The organism is Roseateles sp. T103 (assembly GCF_057219915.1).
On sequence record NZ_JBXVVS010000001.1, the window covers coordinates 128260 to 144715 of the forward strand.

Consider the following 16456-nt stretch of genomic DNA (forward strand, 5'->3'; position numbering starts at 1 on the left):
TAAGACCAAGGTGAGAACAAGGTGTGAAGGGCTCCACGCTCTGTCGCCCTCGTCCCGCCTCTTCACGGGGGCGGACGCGTCACCCGGCACAGATACACTCGCTCGCGTGCCTGGGGGGAGCCGGCTTGGCAGGGCACGCATGACGGGCGGTCCGGCCTGCCCAACCGGTGCCAAGCCGGGAGAATGGAAGCCATGTACGCGAACATGTCCGATAAGGCAGCGGCTCCGCTGCGCCACAAGGGTTGGGCCGCGCTGGCCCTCGCCACGGCAGCGCTGCTGGCTGCCTGCGGTGGTGGTGGCAGCGGCGAGAAGGTCTCGCAGACCGCCGCCAAGGTGAATCGCGAAGAGATCACCGTCCACCAGATCAACTTCATGCTGCAGCGCATGCCGGCGCCCAAGCCCGAGCAGGCCGAGGCGGCCAGCCGTCAGGTGCTCGAGCGCCTGATCGAGCAAACGCTGGCGGTGCAGAAAGCCGAGGACATGAAGCTCGATCGCGATCCGCGCGTCATGCAGCAGATCGAGGCCGCCAAGCGGGAGATCCTCGCGCGCGCCTATCTCGAGCGCCTGGGTGAGAGCGTGAGCAAGCCCAGCCCCGAGGAAGTCGCCCGCTACTACGCCGAGAACCCCGCGCTCTTCAAGGAGCGCCGCGTCTACAACCTGCAGGAGGTGAGCATCGAGCTGCCGGCCGCGCAGGTGGCCGAGGTGCGCGCCAAGCTGGCTGCGGCCAAATCGCTGCCCGACTTCGTCGAGCAGCTCAAGGCCAGCGGCCTGCGCTTCCAGCTCAACCAGGCGGTGCGCAGCGCCGAGCAGCTGCCGCTGGCCAATCTGGAGGCGATCGCACGCATGAAGGATGGCGAGACCCTGTTCAGCCAGGTCGGCAGCGGCGTGCAGGTGCTCTATCTGGCCGGCTCGCGCCTGCAGCCGGTGGACGAGGCGGCGGCGCGGCCGGTGATCGAGCAGTTCCTGCTCAACCGCGCCCGTGCCGAGCGCGCCACCAAGGAGATCAAGGCGCTGCGCGAAGCGGCCAAGATCGAGTACGTCGGCCAGTTCGCCACGCCGGCGGCACCGGCAGCCTCTGCGCCAGTGGCCAATGCCGCAACGCAGCCTTCCTCGGCGCCGGCCGCGCCAGCCGCCAGCGCGCTGGATGCCGGCACCATCTCCAAGGGATTGGGACTGGGCAAATGAGCCATTCGACGCAACACCCGGGCCGCGAAGGCCTCGCCATGCTGGTGTGTCGCCTGTGCGCCCGGCTGCTGGGCGCGATCCTGCTGGCGTTGAGCCCGGTTCATGCCGTGCTGGCGGCGGATCCCGCTGCCCCTGCCGTGGGCGCGGCCGTGGCTTCGGAATACCGGCTCGGTGCCGGCGACGTGATCCGCATCTCGGTCTACCAGAATCCCGACCTGCTGCTGGAAACGCGTGTGGCCGAGTCCGGCGCGGTCTCCTACCCGCTGCTGGGCGGCCTGCGCCTGGGCGGCCTGACGGTGGGGCAGGCCGAACAGCTGATCGCCGACGGGCTGAAGAGCGGCAACTTCGTGAAGAGCCCGCAGGTCACCATCGCCGTGCTGCAGGTCAAGGGCAACCAGGCCAATGTGCTGGGCTATGTGAACCGCCCGGGGCGCTATCCGCTGGAAGTGGCCGAAACGCGGCTGACCGACCTGCTTGCCCAGGCTGGCGGCGTTGCGACCGGCGGCGCCGAGCAGCTGGTGCTCACCGGCACGCGCAACGGCCAGCCCTATCGGGTGGAGATCGACCTGCCGGGCATCTTCGCCCCGGGCGGCCGCGGCGCGGATGTCGTCGTGCTCAACGGCGATGTGCTCTGGGTGGATCGTGCGCCCACCGTCTACATCTACGGCGAGGTGCAGCGCCCCGGTTCGATGCGCCTGGAGCGCGGCATGACGCTGATGCAGACCCTGGCCGCGGCCGGAGGCCTGAACCTGCGCGGCACCGAGCGCGGCATCCGCGTGCATCGCAAGGGCGCCGATGGCAAGGTGCAGGTGCTGCAGCCGGCGATGGACGAGGCGCTGAAGGACGGCGACGTGGTGTTCGTGCGCGAGAGCCTGTTCTGAGCGAGGAGCACGAGCGCCGCCATGACCTTCCGCCAATTCATCCAGCTGCTGCTGGCGCGCAAGAAGCTCTTCGGCGCCGTGCTGCTGGCGGTCGTGCTGCCCGCCATCGCGGCGAGCCTGTTGCTGCCCAAGCAATACACCGCAGTGGCCAGCGTCGTCGTCGATGCCCGTCCGGACCCGCTGTCAGCCATCGCCTTCCAGTCGCTCAGCAGCCCGGGGATGATGGCCACACAGGTGGACATCATCCTCAGCGACCGCGTCGCCCGTCGCGTGGTGCGTTCGCTGAAGCTGGTCGAGAACCCGCAGATCCGCGCCCAGTGGCAGGACAGCACCAAGGGCGCTGGCGACATCGAGACCTGGCTGGTCGAGCGGCTGCAGAAGGAACTGGACGTCAGGCCTTCGCGCGAGTCCAGCGTGATCAACGTGTCCTACCGCGCGCCCGACCCGCGCTTCGCCGCCGGCCTGGCCAATGCCTTCGTGCAGGCCTATCTGGAGACGGCGGTGGAGCTGCGCGTCGACCCGGCCAAGCAGTTCAGCAGCTTCTTCGACAGTCGTGCCAAGGAAGCGCGCGAGGCGCTGGAGAAGGCGCAGGCCAAGCTCTCGGCCTTCCAGCGCGAGAACGGCGTCGTGATGACCGACGAGCGCATGGACGTCGAGACGCAGCGGCTCAACGAACTCAGCAGCCAGCTGGTGGCGCTGCAGTCGCTGGCCGCCGAGGCCACCAGCCGGCAGGCGCAGGCCACCGCCGGCTCGGGCGACAAGCTGCAGGAGGTTTCCAGCAACCCGGTGGTGGCCACGCTGCGCGCCGACCTGTCGCGCCAGGAGGCACGCCTCAAGGAGATCAGCGCCCGGCTGGGCGATGCGAACCCGCAGGTGGTCGAGCTCAAGGCCAATATCGCCGAGCTGCGCCAGCGCATCGACAGCGAGGTCAGCCGCCTCACCGCCGGCGTGGGCGTCAGCAGCAGCATCAGCCGGCAACGCGAGGCGCAGACCCGCGCCGAACTCGAGGCCCAGCGCGCCAAAGTGCTGCGCATGAAGCAGGTGCGCGACGAGGGCCTGGTGATCCAGCGCGATGTGGAGATCGCCCAGCGCAACTACGACGCCATCGTGCAGCGCTTCACGCAGACCAGCATCGAAAGCCAGGCCACCTCCAGCGGTGCCAGCCTGCTCACGCCGGCTACGCCGCCGCTGGAGCACTCCTCGCCCAAGCTGCTGCTGAACACCTTGCTGGCCCTCTTCGTCGGCCTGCTGCTGGGCACGGGCGCGGTGCTGGGCGCCGAGCTGCGCGACCGCCGCGTGCGCGAGGCCGAAGACATCCCGGGCCTGATCGGCGTGCCGGTGCTCGGCGCCTTGCCCGGCCCCGACCGGCCGGCTGGCAAGCGCGGCCTGGCCACACGTTCCGTGCTGCAGCAGCGCCTGATGGATGGCGCGTCTCCGACCTCCAAAGCCAGCTGAGAGCCCGCCATGCAGACCGCCGCCGACAGCAGCCCCAGCACGCAGCCGGGCAGTGCGCCCGCCGAAGACTCGCAGTCCGGGGTGCGCGACCGCGCCATCGGCAGCATCATCGCCGAGGCCAACAAGCTCAGCGCCGACGAAGTCGAGCGCATCCTTGCCCACCAGCGCAGCCATGGCGTGAAGTTCGGCGAGGCTGCCGTGGCCCTGGGCCTGGCCAAGGGCGAAGACGTGCTGTGGGCCTTGAGCCAGCAGTTCCACTACCCCTACGCGCCCGGCGCCGAGAGGACCAGCGAGGAACTGGTGCTGGCCACCCAGCCCTTCAGCCGTCAGGCCGAGGCGATCCGCCGGCTGCGCAGCCAGCTCAATATGCTGCTGCAGGGTGCCGATCAGCCCCGGTGCGCACTGGCGGTGATCAGCCCGGACAGTGGCGACGGCAAGACCTTCTTCGCCGCGAACCTGGCCGTGGCCTTCAGTCAGCTGGGCGGGCGCACGCTGCTGGTCGATGCCGACATGCGCAGCCCGCGCCAACACGAGGTCTTTGGCGTGGACAACGCCAGCGGTCTCTCCGGCATCCTTTCCGGTCGCGCCGAGAAGAACGTGATCCGCGCGGTGGCCAACCTGCCCAGCCTCTTCGTGCTGCCGGTGGGCACGCTGCCGCCCAATCCCACCGAGCTGGTCGAGCGCCCTGCCTTCGGCTTGCTGATGAAGGAACTGATTGCCAAGTTCGATCATGTCATCGTCGACACGCCGGCCGCCGCGCATGGTGCCGACTACGCGGTGATCGCTGCGCGCTGCGGCGCCGCGCTGGCCCTGGCGCGCCAGGACATCACCCGCGTGGCCGCGCTGCAGGAGCTGGTGCGCACGCTGCAGCCCACCCCGGTCAAGCTGGCCGGCGTGGTGATGAACGAGCACTGAAGCGTCCTGACGACGATGCGCGCGCTGAGCGGCGGCCTGCCACCTGTCTCGCTGAACTCTCCCTGGTTGCCGATTGCGGCGGCCTTCGCGCTGCTCTACCTGCCGACGCTGTACGACCTGTTTACCACCATCTGGGTGTCGGACGAGCAGGCGCACGGGCCCATCGTGCTGGGGGTGACCTGCTGGCTGCTTTACCGGCAGCGCGCCATCTTCGGCGGTGCCGAGCAGCATTCGACCCGGCCTCGGCTGGGCTGGACCCTCATCGTGGCGAGCTGCGCACTCTATGCGCTGGCCCGCTCGCAGGGCATCAAGTCCGTCGAGATGGCCACCGCGATGGGCATGCTCAGCGGAGCGATGCTGCTGATGCAGGGCACCACCGGGCTGCGGCGCATCGGCTTTGCGCTGTTCTTCATGTTCTTCATGATCCCGCTGCCCTCGGTGGTGGTGGACACGCTGACCCAGCCGATGAAGCTGGCGGTGTCCTATGTCGCCGAGGAATTGCTCTACCTCGCCGGCTATCCGGTCAGCCGCTCGGGCGTGGTGCTGCAGATCGGCCCCTACCAGCTGCTGGTGGCGGATGCCTGCGCCGGCCTGCATACGCTGTTCACGCTGGAGGCGCTGGGGCTGCTGTACCTGAACCTGGTGCGGCATGCCTCGCTGCTGCGCAACATCGGGTTGGCGCTGCTGATCGTGCCGATCAGCTTCGCAGCGAACGTGATCCGTGTGATCTCGCTCACGCTGATTACCTTCTACTTCGGCGACGAGGCGGGGCAGGGCTTTCTGCACGACTTTGCCGGCATGGTGCTGTTCCTGAGCGCGCTGATGCTGATCGTGGGCGTGGACTCGCTGCTGCGCCTGCTCGTCCGCGCCGCGCGGCCGGGAGCGGCCGCATGAGCCGGCTGAGCTGGCGACACGGGCTGCTCGTGCTGGCGCTGGCCGCCTTGGCGCTGCTGGCGGCCGAGGCGATGAAGCCGGTGCACCGTCTGGCGGAGCTGCGCCCGCAGCGCATCGAGCTGGAGCGCATGCTTCCGGTGCAGTTCGGCGGCTGGCGGATGCAGCCGGGCCTGAACGGCGGCATCGTCAATCCTGTGCAGGAGGCCAATCTGCGCCGCCTCTACAGCCAGACGCTGAACCGGCTCTACATCGGCCCGGCGGGCGAGCAGGTGATGGTGTCCATCGCCTACGGCGAGGACCAGCGCAAGTACCTGGCGCTGCACTATCCCGAGGTCTGCTATCCGGCCCAGGGTTTCAGCGTGAAGTCCAACCACACGGTGCTGCTGGACCTGCCCGGACAGAGCCTGCCGCTGCGCCGGCTGGAGACCTTCATGGCGCCGAACCGGCCCGAGCCGGTCAGCTACTGGACGACGATGGGCGACTACAGCAGCTTCGGCGGCCTGCCGCGGCGCATGATCGAGCTGCGCTACGGGCTGCAGCGCCAGATTCCGGACGGACTGCTGTTCCGCGTCTCCACGATAGGTGCCGACTCGGCGCGCGAGTTCGCGGTGCAGGAGCGCTTCCTGCGCGAGCTTCTCGGCAGCCTGTCGGCCGAGACGCGCCTGCTGCTGACGGGCCGCTACGCGCCCTGACCGACTCGCCGGTCCATGAGCACTCCTGCGATCTGCGCCGACGAGGGCCTGGCATGACGCCGGCGGTCTGGTTCGTCACCGACCAGCTGCCCCATCCGCCGCGCAATGGCGTGACCCTGCCTGCCTGCAGGCATGCGCAGGCGCTGGCCGCGCGGCAGCCGCTGCGCCTGGTGTTGATCGTCGATGAACAGGCGCCGCCGGAGACGGCGGCCCTGCAGGCCAACGAGGCTCTGTTCGGACCGATCACGCAGCTGCGCGTGCGGCGCCGTCCGCGGCTGCGGAGGGTGCTGGACGAACTGGCCGGCCGCGAGATGTTCCAGCATGGCTACGCGCCGGTGGACGGGCCCTGCGGGCCTCTGCCACTGGAAGCGCAGGACGCGCTGGTGGTCACGCCGATCAGCGCGGTGGCCAAGCTGCGCGCGCTGGGTGTGACGGTGCCGGCGCGCTCGGTGGCGCTGGTCAACGATTGCACCGCCGGCGAGTACCACTACCGGCGGCAGGAGCGTGCCGTCGATCTGCGGGCTTGGCTCAAAGGCACGCTCGACCGTTGCCGCAGTGCCGGCATCGGGCGCATCGAAGGCGCACTGCTGTCGCCCTACGGCCATGTGCTGCTGCAGACGCCGCGCGACCGGCAGATCTTTGCCGCCCTGGTCGGCGGGGCGGCGGCAGATCGGGTCGAGCTGCTGCCCAACGGCGTGGACGAGACGCTGTTCGCGCTGCCGCTGCGGCCGGCCGGCCGGGACGTGGTGTTCATGGCCGAGCTCAGCGGCGAGTACGGCCCGATCGCGCACTGGCTGGCCTGTGAGGTCTGGCCTCGCGTGCAGCGGCGCGGCCACCGCCTGCGCATCGTCGGACGCGGTGCCAGCGCGGCGCTACGCCAGACCCTGCGCGACGCGCCCGATCTGGTCCATCAGGAGTACCTGCCCGAACTGGCGGACCTGTACCGCGATGCCTGCGTCGCGCTCTCGCCGGTGTTCAAGGGCTTCGGGCTGATCAACAAGACGCTGGATGCGATGGCCTCCGGCACCGCGGTGCTGGGCGGCGCCGCCGCCTTCAATGGCATCGAGGGCTTCGTGCCGGGGGTCCATGGCCAGGTCTGCGGCCGACCCGATGCTGGGGAGTTCGTTGCTGCGCTGGACCAGCTGCTCGCCGATCCCGACGCCTGTCAGCGACTGGCTGCCGCGGGGCGAGAATTGATCGCACAGGCCCGCCGCTGGCCGGGCGCGTCCGCGCGGCTGGCGCAGTTGCTCGGCCTCGGCGTCGCCCCAACAAGCTCATGAGCACACTGGCTCCGATCCCGTCCGCGCCGCGCCGGCCAGCGAACGCGCTGTTCCTGCAGCTGGTGTTCGTCTATGTGGCGCTGCTGTGCCTGGCCCATGGCTTCGAGTCCGGCCTGGTCAAGCTGCTGTCCGGCGTGTTCGCCTTCTGGGTGTTCGGCGTGATGGCGGTCAATGCCGCCTTCCTGGCGAGCTCGGCGCCGCGCGACCGGCAGGCGCTGGGCTTGGGCCTGCTGCTGCCGCTGCTGCTCTACCTGCTGGCCATGGGCGCCAACTTGGTGATCAACCGCGGCAGGATGGACATGCAGGAGTGGGCCAAGTTCGTGCTGGCGCCGCTGTTCCTCGTCTTTGGCCATGTCTTCGCGGCGCGGGACACGATGCCGGCCTGGCAATCGGGCTTCAATCGCAGCCTGTTCCGGCTGCTGGTGCTGCTGCCGGTGGCTGTCTGGCTGGTGCAGCTGGCGCTGGAGCGCACCGTCATCGGCGGCAACCAGGCGGTCGGACCCTTCGTCAACCGCAACAACGCGGCGTTGTACTACCTGTGCCTGATCGCGCTCTACACCAGTCTCAGCGGCCGCCAGGTCAGCCAGGTCTGGGTCTACCTGGTGGTCGGCCTGGCGTTCGGCACGCTGGGCGTGCTGCTGGCCGTGGTGGTGTCGCTGCTCTACGCCGTGGGCCAGCGCCGCAACCTGGGCCAACTGGCCCTGCTGTTGGTGCTGGGAACGGCGCTGGTGATCCTGCTGCCCGACAGCTTCCTGTCGGCGCGCATCGGCCCAGTCATCGACAGCTACCGGCTGCTGGCCGAGCAGCGCATCGATCTGCGCAGCATCAGCTACGGCGAGCTGGTGGCGCGCCTGGGCACCACCGACCTGTCCTTCATCTTCCGGCTCAAGCACTGGACCGACCTGATGGACCTCTATGTCCAGGGCAGCGTGTTCCAGCAGCTGTTCGGCTTCGGCATCGGCGCATCGCAGCAGCTCAGCCAGATGCGGCTGGTGCCGCACAACGACTATGTGCGCGTGCTCTTCGAAGCCGGCGCCTTCGCCTTCCTGGGCTTTGCGACGCTGCTGCTCGTCGCACTGCGCCGGCTCGGCCGGCGTTGGGAGGCGGTGCCCTTCGTTGCCGTCTGCGTGTATTTCTTCAGCGAGAACCTGCTCAACAACCATGTGGCGATGATCGTGTTCTTCTTCTCGCTCGGGGCGCTGCTGCAGCGTAGGCCTGCGTGCGAGGCCGCCGGAGCCTAGCCGAGATGCCGCGCCTGCTCAGCCTGAACAGCTACCACTACCGCCGCGGCGGCTCCGACGCGGTGTACTTCGACCATGCCGAGCTGCTGGTGCAGCAGGGCTGGGAGACAGGCTTCTTCTCGATGCAGCATCCGAAGAACCTCGCCACGCCCTGGTCGCGCTTCTTCGTCGACGAGATCGAGTTCGGTCACGAGTACAGCCTGGTGCGCAAGCTCGCGATGGCCGGCAAGGTGGTCTGGTCCTTCGAAGCGCGGCGCAAGCTGCGCGCGCTGCTGGCCGAGTTTCGGCCCGACGTGGCGCATGTGCACTGCATCTACCACCACCTCTCGCCGGCCGTGCTGCCGCTGCTGCGTGACGAGGGCATCCCGGTGGTGCTGACCGCGCATGACCTGAAGATTGCCTGCCCGGCCTACAAGATGCTCAACCGCGACGGCGTGTGCGAGCGCTGCAAGACCGGCTCGGTGCTCAATGTGGTCAGGCACCGCTGCGTGCGCGATTCGCTGGCGGCCAGCAGCATCGTCGCCGCCGAGAGCCTGCTGCACGGCTGGCTGCAGACCTACCGGCGCCAGCTCAGCGCGGTGGTGACGCCGAGCCGCTTCTTCACCGACAAGCTGGTCGAGTGGGGCTGGCCGCGCGAGCAGCTTCACCACATCCCGAACTATGTGGACGCCACGCAGTTCGAGCCGGGCTATGCGCCGGGCGACTATCTGCTCTATTTCGGCCGTCTGGCCCCGGAGAAGGGCGTGCACACCTTGCTGCGCGCGGCCGCGGCCAGCGGCGTGCCTGTCAAGCTGGCCGGCACCGGGCCGGAAGAGTCCGCGCTGCGCGCGCTTGCCGGACAGCTGAAGGCGCCAGCGGAGTTCCTGGGCTTCCGCTCTGGGGCCGAGCTGCAGGCGCTGGTGCGCGGCGCGCGTGCCGTGGTGCTGCCCTCGGAGTGGTACGAGAACGCGCCGATGAGCGTGCTGGAGAGCTTTGCACTGGGCAAGCCGGTGATCGGCGCGCGCATCGGCGGCATCCCGGAGATGATCGCCGAGGGCGACAACGGCTGGTGCTTCGCCAGCGGGGATGCGGCGGCGCTGGCCGCGCGTCTGGCTGAGGTGGCCGCACTGCCCGATCAGCGCATCGCCGCGATGGGCCGGGCCGCTCGCGCCGATGTCGAGGTCCGCTTCAACCGCCAGGCCTACCTCCGATCGATGCTCGGTCTGTACCGAAGCCTGGGCGTGAAGGTCTGAGATGGGCGTGCTGCATCCCCCCGTGCTTCGCATCCTCGGCACTCGCGGCCTGCCGGCTGCACATGGCGGTTTCGAGACCTTTGCCGAACGCCTGGCACTGCACCTGGTGGCGCGCGGCTGGCGCGTGATCGTCTATGGCCAGGAAGAGGGCGCGGGCCCGCTGATCGAGGACATCTGGCAGGGTGTGGAGCGGGTGCGCATCCCGGTGCGCGGCAGCGGCGCGAAGAGCACCATCGTCTTCGACTGGCTGGCCACGCGCCATGCGGCGCGCCATGGCGATCTGTGCCTGACCCTGGGCTACAACACCGCGGTGTTCTGTGCGCTGCTGCGTCTGCGTGGGGTGCCGAACCTGATCAATATGGACGGCATCGAGTGGTCGCGTGCCAAGTGGGGCCCGCTGGCCAAGACCTGGTTCTGGCTCAACGATTGTGCGGGTTGCTGGCTGGGCGATCATCTGGTGGCCGACCATCCGGAGATCAAGGCCCACCTGGCAACCCGGGTGCGCGCCGACAAGATCAGCACCATCGCCTACGGGGCCGAGCGCATCGACAGCGCGCCCGAGGCGCCGGTGCGCGCGCTGGGGCTGGAGCCGGGGCGCTATCTGACGCTGATCGCGCGGCCTGAACCCGAGAATTCCATCCTCGAGGTGGTGCAGGGCTTCTCTCGCAAGCCGCGCGGCGTCAAGTTGGCCGTGCTGGGCCACTACACGAACGACAGCGCCTACCATCGCGCAGTGAGGGCTGCGGCCAGCGACGAGGTGCTGTTCCCCGGCGCGATCTACGACCAGGCCGTGGTCCGGCCGCTGCGCTTTCACAGCCTGGCCTATGTCCACGGCCATCGCGTCGGCGGCACCAATCCCTCACTGGTCGAGGCGCTGGGCGCCGGCAATGCGGTGCTGGCGCACGACAACCGCTTCAACCGCTGGGTGGCGGGCGACGGCGCCCGCTACTTCGACGGCGCGGATGCCTTTGATGCGGTGCTCGCCGGGATGCTGGCCGATCCGGCCGCGCTGCCGGCGATGAGGGTGGCCGCACGGGCGCGCTTCCAGCAGGCTTTCACCTGGCCGCAGGTGCTCGCCGACTACGAGCGGCTGCTGACGGAGTTCCTGCCTGCGCTGCAGCGACCGTCGGGCCCGACCGGCACTAGCCGCTGAGTGGTCGAGGTCGCCCATGAAGACACTCAAACACCTTGCGCTGATGGCTGCCGGCACGGGCCTGAAGATGGCCGCGGGCCTGCTGGCGCTCGCGGTGCTGGCGCGCAGCCTGGGCGTGGACGGCTTCGGCACGCTGATGATCTTCCTCTCCGCCGCGGGCGTGCTGTGCGTGCTGGCCAACCTGGGGCTCAACACCTACGTGCTGCGCGAGATCGCGCGCGTGCCGGAGCGCGCGCAGGCGGTGGCGGCCGACGCGCTGAGCGCGAGGCTGATCCTCGCGGCCGCCACCGGCCTGCTGGCCCTGGCGCTGGCGCTGGCCAGCCCGCGCTTTCTCGACCCGGTCTTCCTGCTGCTGCTGCTGACCCTGCTGGCCGAGGGCTTCACCGAGTCCTTCAACACCGGGCTGCGGGCGACGGGTCATTTCGCACTCGAGACGCGGCAATCCCTGCTGGCCGCGGTGCTGAACAGCTCGCTCGTCATCGCGGCGGCCTGGGTGGGCGGCACCTTGCTGATCGTGGCCTGCGCCTATCTGCTGTCGCGGGCGCTGATCACTGCCGTCGCCTGGCACTCGCTGCTGCGGGTGGTCGGCGCGGTGCGGCCGGCGTCCTTGCGCGATGGCCTGCGCTGTCTGCGCGACACCCTCAGCTACTCGGTCGATGCCAGCCTGAGCGCGCTGTTCGGGCAGGTGGACGGCGTGGTACTCGGCGCCTTCCTGCCGGTCTCGGCCGTGGGCGTCTACCAGGGCGGCCTGCGCATCTTCATGTCGGCGTTGACCGGCACCGGCATCCTCACGCAGGTGTACCTGCCCAAGGCTTCGGCAGAATTCGCTGCAGGCAACGGGCGGCCGGCCGCCGTCAGCCGCCAGGTGGTCTATGCCTATGCGGCAGTGGGCCTGGCGGTGGGCCTGCTGCTGGCGCTGGCGCTGCCGCCGCTGGTCGAGCGTTTCTACGGCGCCGATTTCGCGCCGCTGAAGGCGCTGCTGCCCTGGTTCGGCCTGCTCTTCGCGCTGCGCATGGTGGCGGGCGGCTGGGGCGTGCTGCTCACGGCGCAGGGCGCGCAGCGCTATCGCAGCATCGGCATGGCTGCGCACTGGCTGCTGATCGCCGTTGTCGCGATGCTGGCCGTGCCGCGCTGGGGTGCCACGGGCTGGATCCTTGCGCTAGCGATCGGCACGCTGGGGCTGGGGCTGGCCTACGCGGCCCGTGCCTGGGCGCTGGTCGATGGCCGGCCGCGGGTGCTGGCGGCGAGCCTGTCGCCGTTGCTGCTGCTGCTGCCGCTGTGGCAGCAGCCCTGAGCGATGGTGACCGCCCTGTCTTCGCCGACCATGTCGCCGCCGCATCCAGGCCGCCGCGCCTCGGTCGCGGTGGTCGGGCCTTTCGACAGGCACAACTATGGCGACCTGCTGTTTCCGCTCATCATCGAGCGCATGGTCGAGAGGCTGGGGCTGGATCTGCGGCTGGAGTTCTACGCGACGGTACCTGCCGCCATGTCAGTGCACGGCAGCAAGGACGCGCAGTCAATGCGTCAGCTCTTCGCCGCTGCTGCCGATGGCCCCGAGCTGGTGCTGGTCGCAGGCGGCGAGGTACTGGCGGCGCGCTGGGCTGAGATCGTCAGCTATCTGTGCCGGCCGAGGGCCGCCCGCCTGATCCACCGCCTGAGCCGGCTGCTCGGCGAGCATGTCTCGAGTCTTGTGATCAGCCGCTGCATGGGCAGCCGCGCCTTGCTGCCATTTGTGCTGGCACCGTTCGACTTCGATCGGCCGGTACGGGTGCGCTACAACGCCGTGGGCGGCTCGCATGCCAGGTCCGGCAGCGCCTTTGTGATCGACAGCCTGCGGGCTAGTCTGCGCGAGGCGGACTATCTCGCGGTACGGGATCAGCCGACGCTCGACCTGTTGCGGGCCAACGGCGTTCACCACGCAAGCCTGGTACCCGATAGCGCCATCCTGGTGTCGCGGCTCTATCCGTCGGCGTGGCTGCAGCAGCAACTCGGCGATGTGGCCCGAACCCTGCTGAAGCGGCTGGCAGGTGGCTATGTCTGCGTACAGGCCGCTGCCGCGCACCTGGCGGGTCAGGAGGCGATGTTCCTTCGCAGCATCGAGCGCATCAAGCGCGAGTCCGGCCTGCCGGTGCTGGTGCTGGCCCTCGGACGCGCGACCGGGCACGCCGACCAGTCCAGCCAGGCGCTGTTGGGCGAGGGCAGCGGCGCGGACGGTGGCATGCCGCCGACGCTGATCGCCGACTGCGACAGCGTTTTCGATCTGATGGGCCTGATCGCCGGCGCGCGTCTGTATGTCGGCACCAGCCTACACGGCGCCATCACTGCCGTCTCGTATGGCGTGCCTGTGCTCGGCCTGTGCCCGTCGCGCGTGCGCAAGCTGGCCGCCTTTCTTAGCACCTGGCTGGACGAGCAGGCCTACGGTCTGGCCGAGATCGGACAGATCGACACGGCCTTCGACCGCGTCTGGTCCCGTCGACCCACCCTGGCGGCCGGGCAGATTGCGGCATTGCAGGACCACGCGCAGGCGCACTTCGAGCGCCTGCTCTCGTTCCCGGAAGGAGACCTGGCATGAAGCTGGTGTGCTATCTGCACTACCCGGGTTCGGTGGCCCATGTACGCCGGCTGACCGAGCGCTTGTGCCAGATGCTGGAGCCGGACGAGCAGGTCTGGGTGTACGACGCACGCCGGCTGAGCCCCGCCGATCTGGCTGGCTTGGATGCCTCGATCCGCCTGCTGCCTTACGGGGGAGAGGACTGGGAGTTCGGCGCCTACCAGCTGGGCCTGGATGCGCTGACGGGACCGGCAGCTTCCGCCGTGGTGTTCATGAATGACACCGCCGGCAGGAACTACCCCCTGCCGGCCGGCGATCTGCGCCGTTTTGCGCTGCACAGCCGCCAGGCCGAGGCCTGCAGCCAGTCCCGCATCGTCGGCAAGATCGAGCGGCGCGGGCAGGGCGACGAACTGGCTGGGCGCCGCATCGACCGTTGGATCCGCTCCAACCTGTTCTGCCTGAACGCGCCGGCGCTCGGCGTGCTGTCGCAGCGGCTGTTCGATCCGGCCATCTTCCGGGCGCCGCATCTGCGCGATGGGCAACTCGTGGTGGGCCTGCCCGTGTCGCCCGCGTTCGAGCAGTACCTGCTGAGCTGGCTGAGTCCGGCCGCCGGCGCGTCCGGCTGGCTGGCGCATGCCGGACAGGCGGTGGCGGATCCGGCCGTGCTGCGGGACAAGCTGGGCTCCATCCTGCTGGAAAAGCAGCTCTCGGCCCGGCTGCAGGAGGTACAGGCGGAGTTCTTGTCCTACGAGCCGGCCGGCCCTTCACTTTGGCATGCCTGGGCCGTTTGGCTGTTCTTCAAGCGCCGGGGCTTGCAGCGCCGCTGGCGTGCGCTGCGCGGTGCTCAGCGGGCATCGTCATAGCCCTCGCTGGCCAGGCGCCGCAGGTCGCTGTCGCTGGCGGTGCTCAGGCCGTACCAGGCCCATTGGGTTTTCAGCAGCCGCAGCCGGCCTATGGCCACGTCCCGGTTGCTGCGGTAGTTGTCCCAGGGCGCGGTCTTGTTGAGCCAGTAGTCGGCGCCAAGACCGAGCAGCAGATGAGGCTCGCGGTAGCCGTTTGGTGCGATGGGTTCGGCGCGTGCCTCGACCAGCACCAACATGCCGCAGAGTTCGCCGGCGGGCAGGCTGCTGCGGCCCGAGCGGGGCCAGAAGTGGTAAGCACTGTCGGTGCCGAAGGCGATTGCATCGGCACCGGCCTCGATCACGCCGGGCGATCCCGCCGGCTTGGCGATATTGCCCGCGTAATCAGGACGGAAGGCGGCCCCCTCGGTCGCAGAGCCCTGCACCAGCGACCAGCGACGCGCGCTGCCATGGCAGACCAGCGTCAGCTGCCTGCGCAGCATCAGGTAGGCACCGGGCTGGCGGGTGCCCTGGGTCCAGAAGGCCTGGCCCCAACCGGTCAGCGCGCCAAAGCCTGCAGGCGCGGTGTTCCAGCTGCCCTTGCGCGGCCGGGCGTACCAGTCGTACGCGGCGGGCACGCCTTGGGGGGCGGCCTCATGGCTGTGGCGGAAGTCGCTGTTGAGCTGCAGCAACGCTTCCAGGCTCAGCGGCAGGTGCTGCCGGGCGATTGCGGCACCGGTGCCCGACGCGGCAGAGAAGCCCGCAGGCTGCGCCGATCCAGCCGCCACAGCAGCACAAGGCCCCGGCATGGCGAGAGCGTTCAACAGGCACAGCAGTTCCAGCATAGGGCGCCGAGGGTAACTGCTGGCGCAGCCTCGCGCCAGCGGGCCGCCAGTCGGCGATGAGCTCGCCGGCACGCCATCCCCCGAACACGGGCCCGGCGTCTGGGCCAGCCGCGCCCGTGGGCGAGAATACGTGCAGCCTTGCGGCCCCTGGCGGCATGGGCCTGAGCTGAACCATTCTCACGAATCACTGACTGGAGCCCCTTTTGAAGGTACTCGTCACCGGCGCCGCCGGCTTCATCGGCATGCATGTCAGCCAGCTGCTGCTGGCGCGCGGCGACCAAGTCGTGGGCCTGGACAACCTGAACGACTATTACGACCCCCAGCTCAAGTACGACCGCCTGGCGCGGCTGCAGGGCAAGCCGGGCTTCGAGTTCGTCAAGCTGGACGTGGCCGACCGCGACGGCATGGCCAGGCTCTTCGCCGAGGGCGGCTTCGACCGCGTGGTGCACCTGGCCGCGCAAGCCGGGGTGCGCTATTCGCTGCAGAACCCGCATGCCTATATCGAGAGCAACGTCAGCGGCTTCACCAACATTCTCGAAGGCTGCCGCCACGCCAAGGTGCAGCACCTGGTCTATGCGTCCAGCTCCAGCGTCTACGGCGGCAACAAGCTGATGCCCTTCTCCGAGCATCACAGCGTGGACCATCCGGTCAGCCTGTATGCCGCGACCAAGAAGGCCAACGAGCTGATGGCGCATACCTACAGCCATCTGTTCAACGTGCCGACCACCGGGCTGCGCTTCTTCACCGTCTACGGCCCCTGGGGCCGGCCGGACATGGCGCTGTTCCTGTTCACCAAGGCGATCCTGGAAGGCAAGCCCATCGACGTGTTCAACCACGGCAAGATGGTGCGCGACTTCACCTATGTGGACGACATCGCCGAAGGCGTGATCCGGGTGCTGGACCGGGTGGCAACGCCTGACCCCGATTACGACCCGGTGAAGGGCGACCCGGCGCGCTCCAACGTGCCGTACCGCGTCTTCAACATCGGCAACCACAACCCGATCGAGCTGATGGACTTCATCACTGCGATCGAGCAGGCGGTGGGCCGCGAGGCGCAGAAGAACTTCCTGCCGCTGCAGGACGGCGACGTGCCGGCCACGCACGCCGACGTCGAGGAGCTGGCCGCCTGGACCGGTTTCCGTCCCGCGATGCCGGTGCCCGAGGGGGTGAAACGCTTCGTCGCCTGGTACCGCGACTACTACAAGCTGTGATGTGCCGGGGACACCATCCCCAACCATAGCGATGTGATCGCTGCGGGCTGACTCCTAGGATCGATCGCGCCAAGTTCGGCGT

Annotated in this window: 15 protein-coding genes; 14 read left to right on the forward strand and 1 reads right to left on the reverse strand. The window is 69.3% G+C overall.

The features are described 5' to 3' along the window. The first annotated feature begins 204 nt into the window (after positions 1 to 204). The 13 genes from AC2EBS_RS00590 to AC2EBS_RS00650 are packed head-to-tail and all read left to right on the forward strand — an operon-like array spanning position 205 to position 14342. On the forward strand, positions 205 to 1185 hold the full coding sequence (locus AC2EBS_RS00590) for an EpsD family peptidyl-prolyl cis-trans isomerase (RefSeq protein ID WP_484726447.1): 981 nt from the start codon (positions 205 to 207) through the stop codon (positions 1183 to 1185). Further along, positions 1182 to 2066 carry a polysaccharide export protein EpsE gene (epsE, locus tag AC2EBS_RS00595; protein WP_484726448.1) on the forward strand — a complete coding sequence of 295 codons (885 nt, stop codon included), beginning with the start codon at positions 1182 to 1184 and terminating at the stop codon, positions 2064 to 2066. Before AC2EBS_RS00590 ends, epsE begins: the two co-directional genes overlap by 4 nt. A gap of 21 nt (positions 2067 to 2087) precedes the next feature. Beyond that, positions 2088 to 3521, forward strand: coding sequence for a chain length determinant protein EpsF (epsF, locus tag AC2EBS_RS00600; protein ID WP_484726449.1), 1434 nt, complete (start codon positions 2088 to 2090; stop codon positions 3519 to 3521). A gap of 9 nt (positions 3522 to 3530) precedes the next feature. Next, positions 3531 to 4436 carry a polysaccharide biosynthesis tyrosine autokinase gene (locus tag AC2EBS_RS00605; RefSeq protein WP_484726450.1) on the forward strand — a complete coding sequence of 302 codons (906 nt, stop codon included), beginning with the start codon at positions 3531 to 3533 and terminating at the stop codon, positions 4434 to 4436. Positions 4437 to 4451: 15 nt separating this feature from the next. Beyond that, positions 4452 to 5330, forward strand: a complete 879-nt coding sequence (gene xrtB, locus AC2EBS_RS00610) for an exosortase B (protein WP_484726451.1) — start codon at positions 4452 to 4454, stop codon at positions 5328 to 5330. Then, the gene (gene epsI / locus AC2EBS_RS00615) at positions 5327 to 6022 is read left to right on the forward strand and encodes an exosortase-associated protein EpsI, B-type (RefSeq protein WP_484726452.1); all 696 of its coding nucleotides are present in this window, start codon (positions 5327 to 5329) and stop codon (positions 6020 to 6022) included. The genes xrtB and epsI overlap by 4 nt, the downstream gene beginning before the upstream one ends. A gap of 53 nt (positions 6023 to 6075) precedes the next feature. Next, positions 6076 to 7302 carry a glycosyltransferase family 4 protein gene (locus AC2EBS_RS00620; protein ID WP_484726453.1) on the forward strand — a complete coding sequence of 409 codons (1227 nt, stop codon included), beginning with the start codon at positions 6076 to 6078 and terminating at the stop codon, positions 7300 to 7302. After that, a complete protein-coding gene (locus AC2EBS_RS00625) occupies positions 7299 to 8543 on the forward strand; it encodes a hypothetical protein (protein ID WP_484726454.1) in 1245 nt (414 codons plus the stop codon). Before AC2EBS_RS00620 ends, AC2EBS_RS00625 begins: the two co-directional genes overlap by 4 nt. A gap of 5 nt (positions 8544 to 8548) precedes the next feature. Further along, positions 8549 to 9775 (forward strand): glycosyltransferase, encoded by a 1227-nt coding sequence (locus tag AC2EBS_RS00630; protein ID WP_484726455.1) that lies wholly within the window; start codon positions 8549 to 8551, stop codon positions 9773 to 9775. A gap of 7 nt (positions 9776 to 9782) precedes the next feature. Continuing rightward, a complete protein-coding gene (locus AC2EBS_RS00635; RefSeq protein ID WP_484726456.1) occupies positions 9783 to 10928 on the forward strand; it encodes a DUF1972 domain-containing protein in 1146 nt (381 codons plus the stop codon). Positions 10929 to 10944: 16 nt separating this feature from the next. Next, the gene (locus AC2EBS_RS00640; protein ID WP_484726457.1) at positions 10945 to 12222 is read left to right on the forward strand and encodes a lipopolysaccharide biosynthesis protein; all 1278 of its coding nucleotides are present in this window, start codon (positions 10945 to 10947) and stop codon (positions 12220 to 12222) included. Between the two features lie 3 nt (positions 12223 to 12225). Further along, on the forward strand, positions 12226 to 13500 hold the full coding sequence (locus tag AC2EBS_RS00645; RefSeq protein ID WP_484726458.1) for a polysaccharide pyruvyl transferase family protein: 1275 nt from the start codon (positions 12226 to 12228) through the stop codon (positions 13498 to 13500). Then, positions 13497 to 14342 (forward strand): hypothetical protein, encoded by an 846-nt coding sequence (locus AC2EBS_RS00650; protein WP_484726459.1) that lies wholly within the window; start codon positions 13497 to 13499, stop codon positions 14340 to 14342. The genes AC2EBS_RS00645 and AC2EBS_RS00650 overlap by 4 nt, the downstream gene beginning before the upstream one ends. On the opposite strand, the gene AC2EBS_RS00655 is transcribed toward AC2EBS_RS00650, so the two are convergent. Then, complete coding sequence (locus AC2EBS_RS00655) at positions 14324 to 15142, reverse strand: hypothetical protein (protein ID WP_484726460.1); 819 nt, start codon at positions 15140 to 15142, stop codon at positions 14324 to 14326. The two genes, AC2EBS_RS00650 and AC2EBS_RS00655, sit on opposite strands and share 19 nt — an antisense overlap. A gap of 224 nt (positions 15143 to 15366) precedes the next feature. Here AC2EBS_RS00655 and AC2EBS_RS00660 point away from each other — a divergent pair, with 224 nt between their 5' ends. After that, positions 15367 to 16374 carry an NAD-dependent epimerase gene (locus AC2EBS_RS00660; RefSeq protein WP_484726461.1) on the forward strand — a complete coding sequence of 336 codons (1008 nt, stop codon included), beginning with the start codon at positions 15367 to 15369 and terminating at the stop codon, positions 16372 to 16374. The last annotated feature ends 82 nt before the right edge of the window (positions 16375 to 16456 follow it).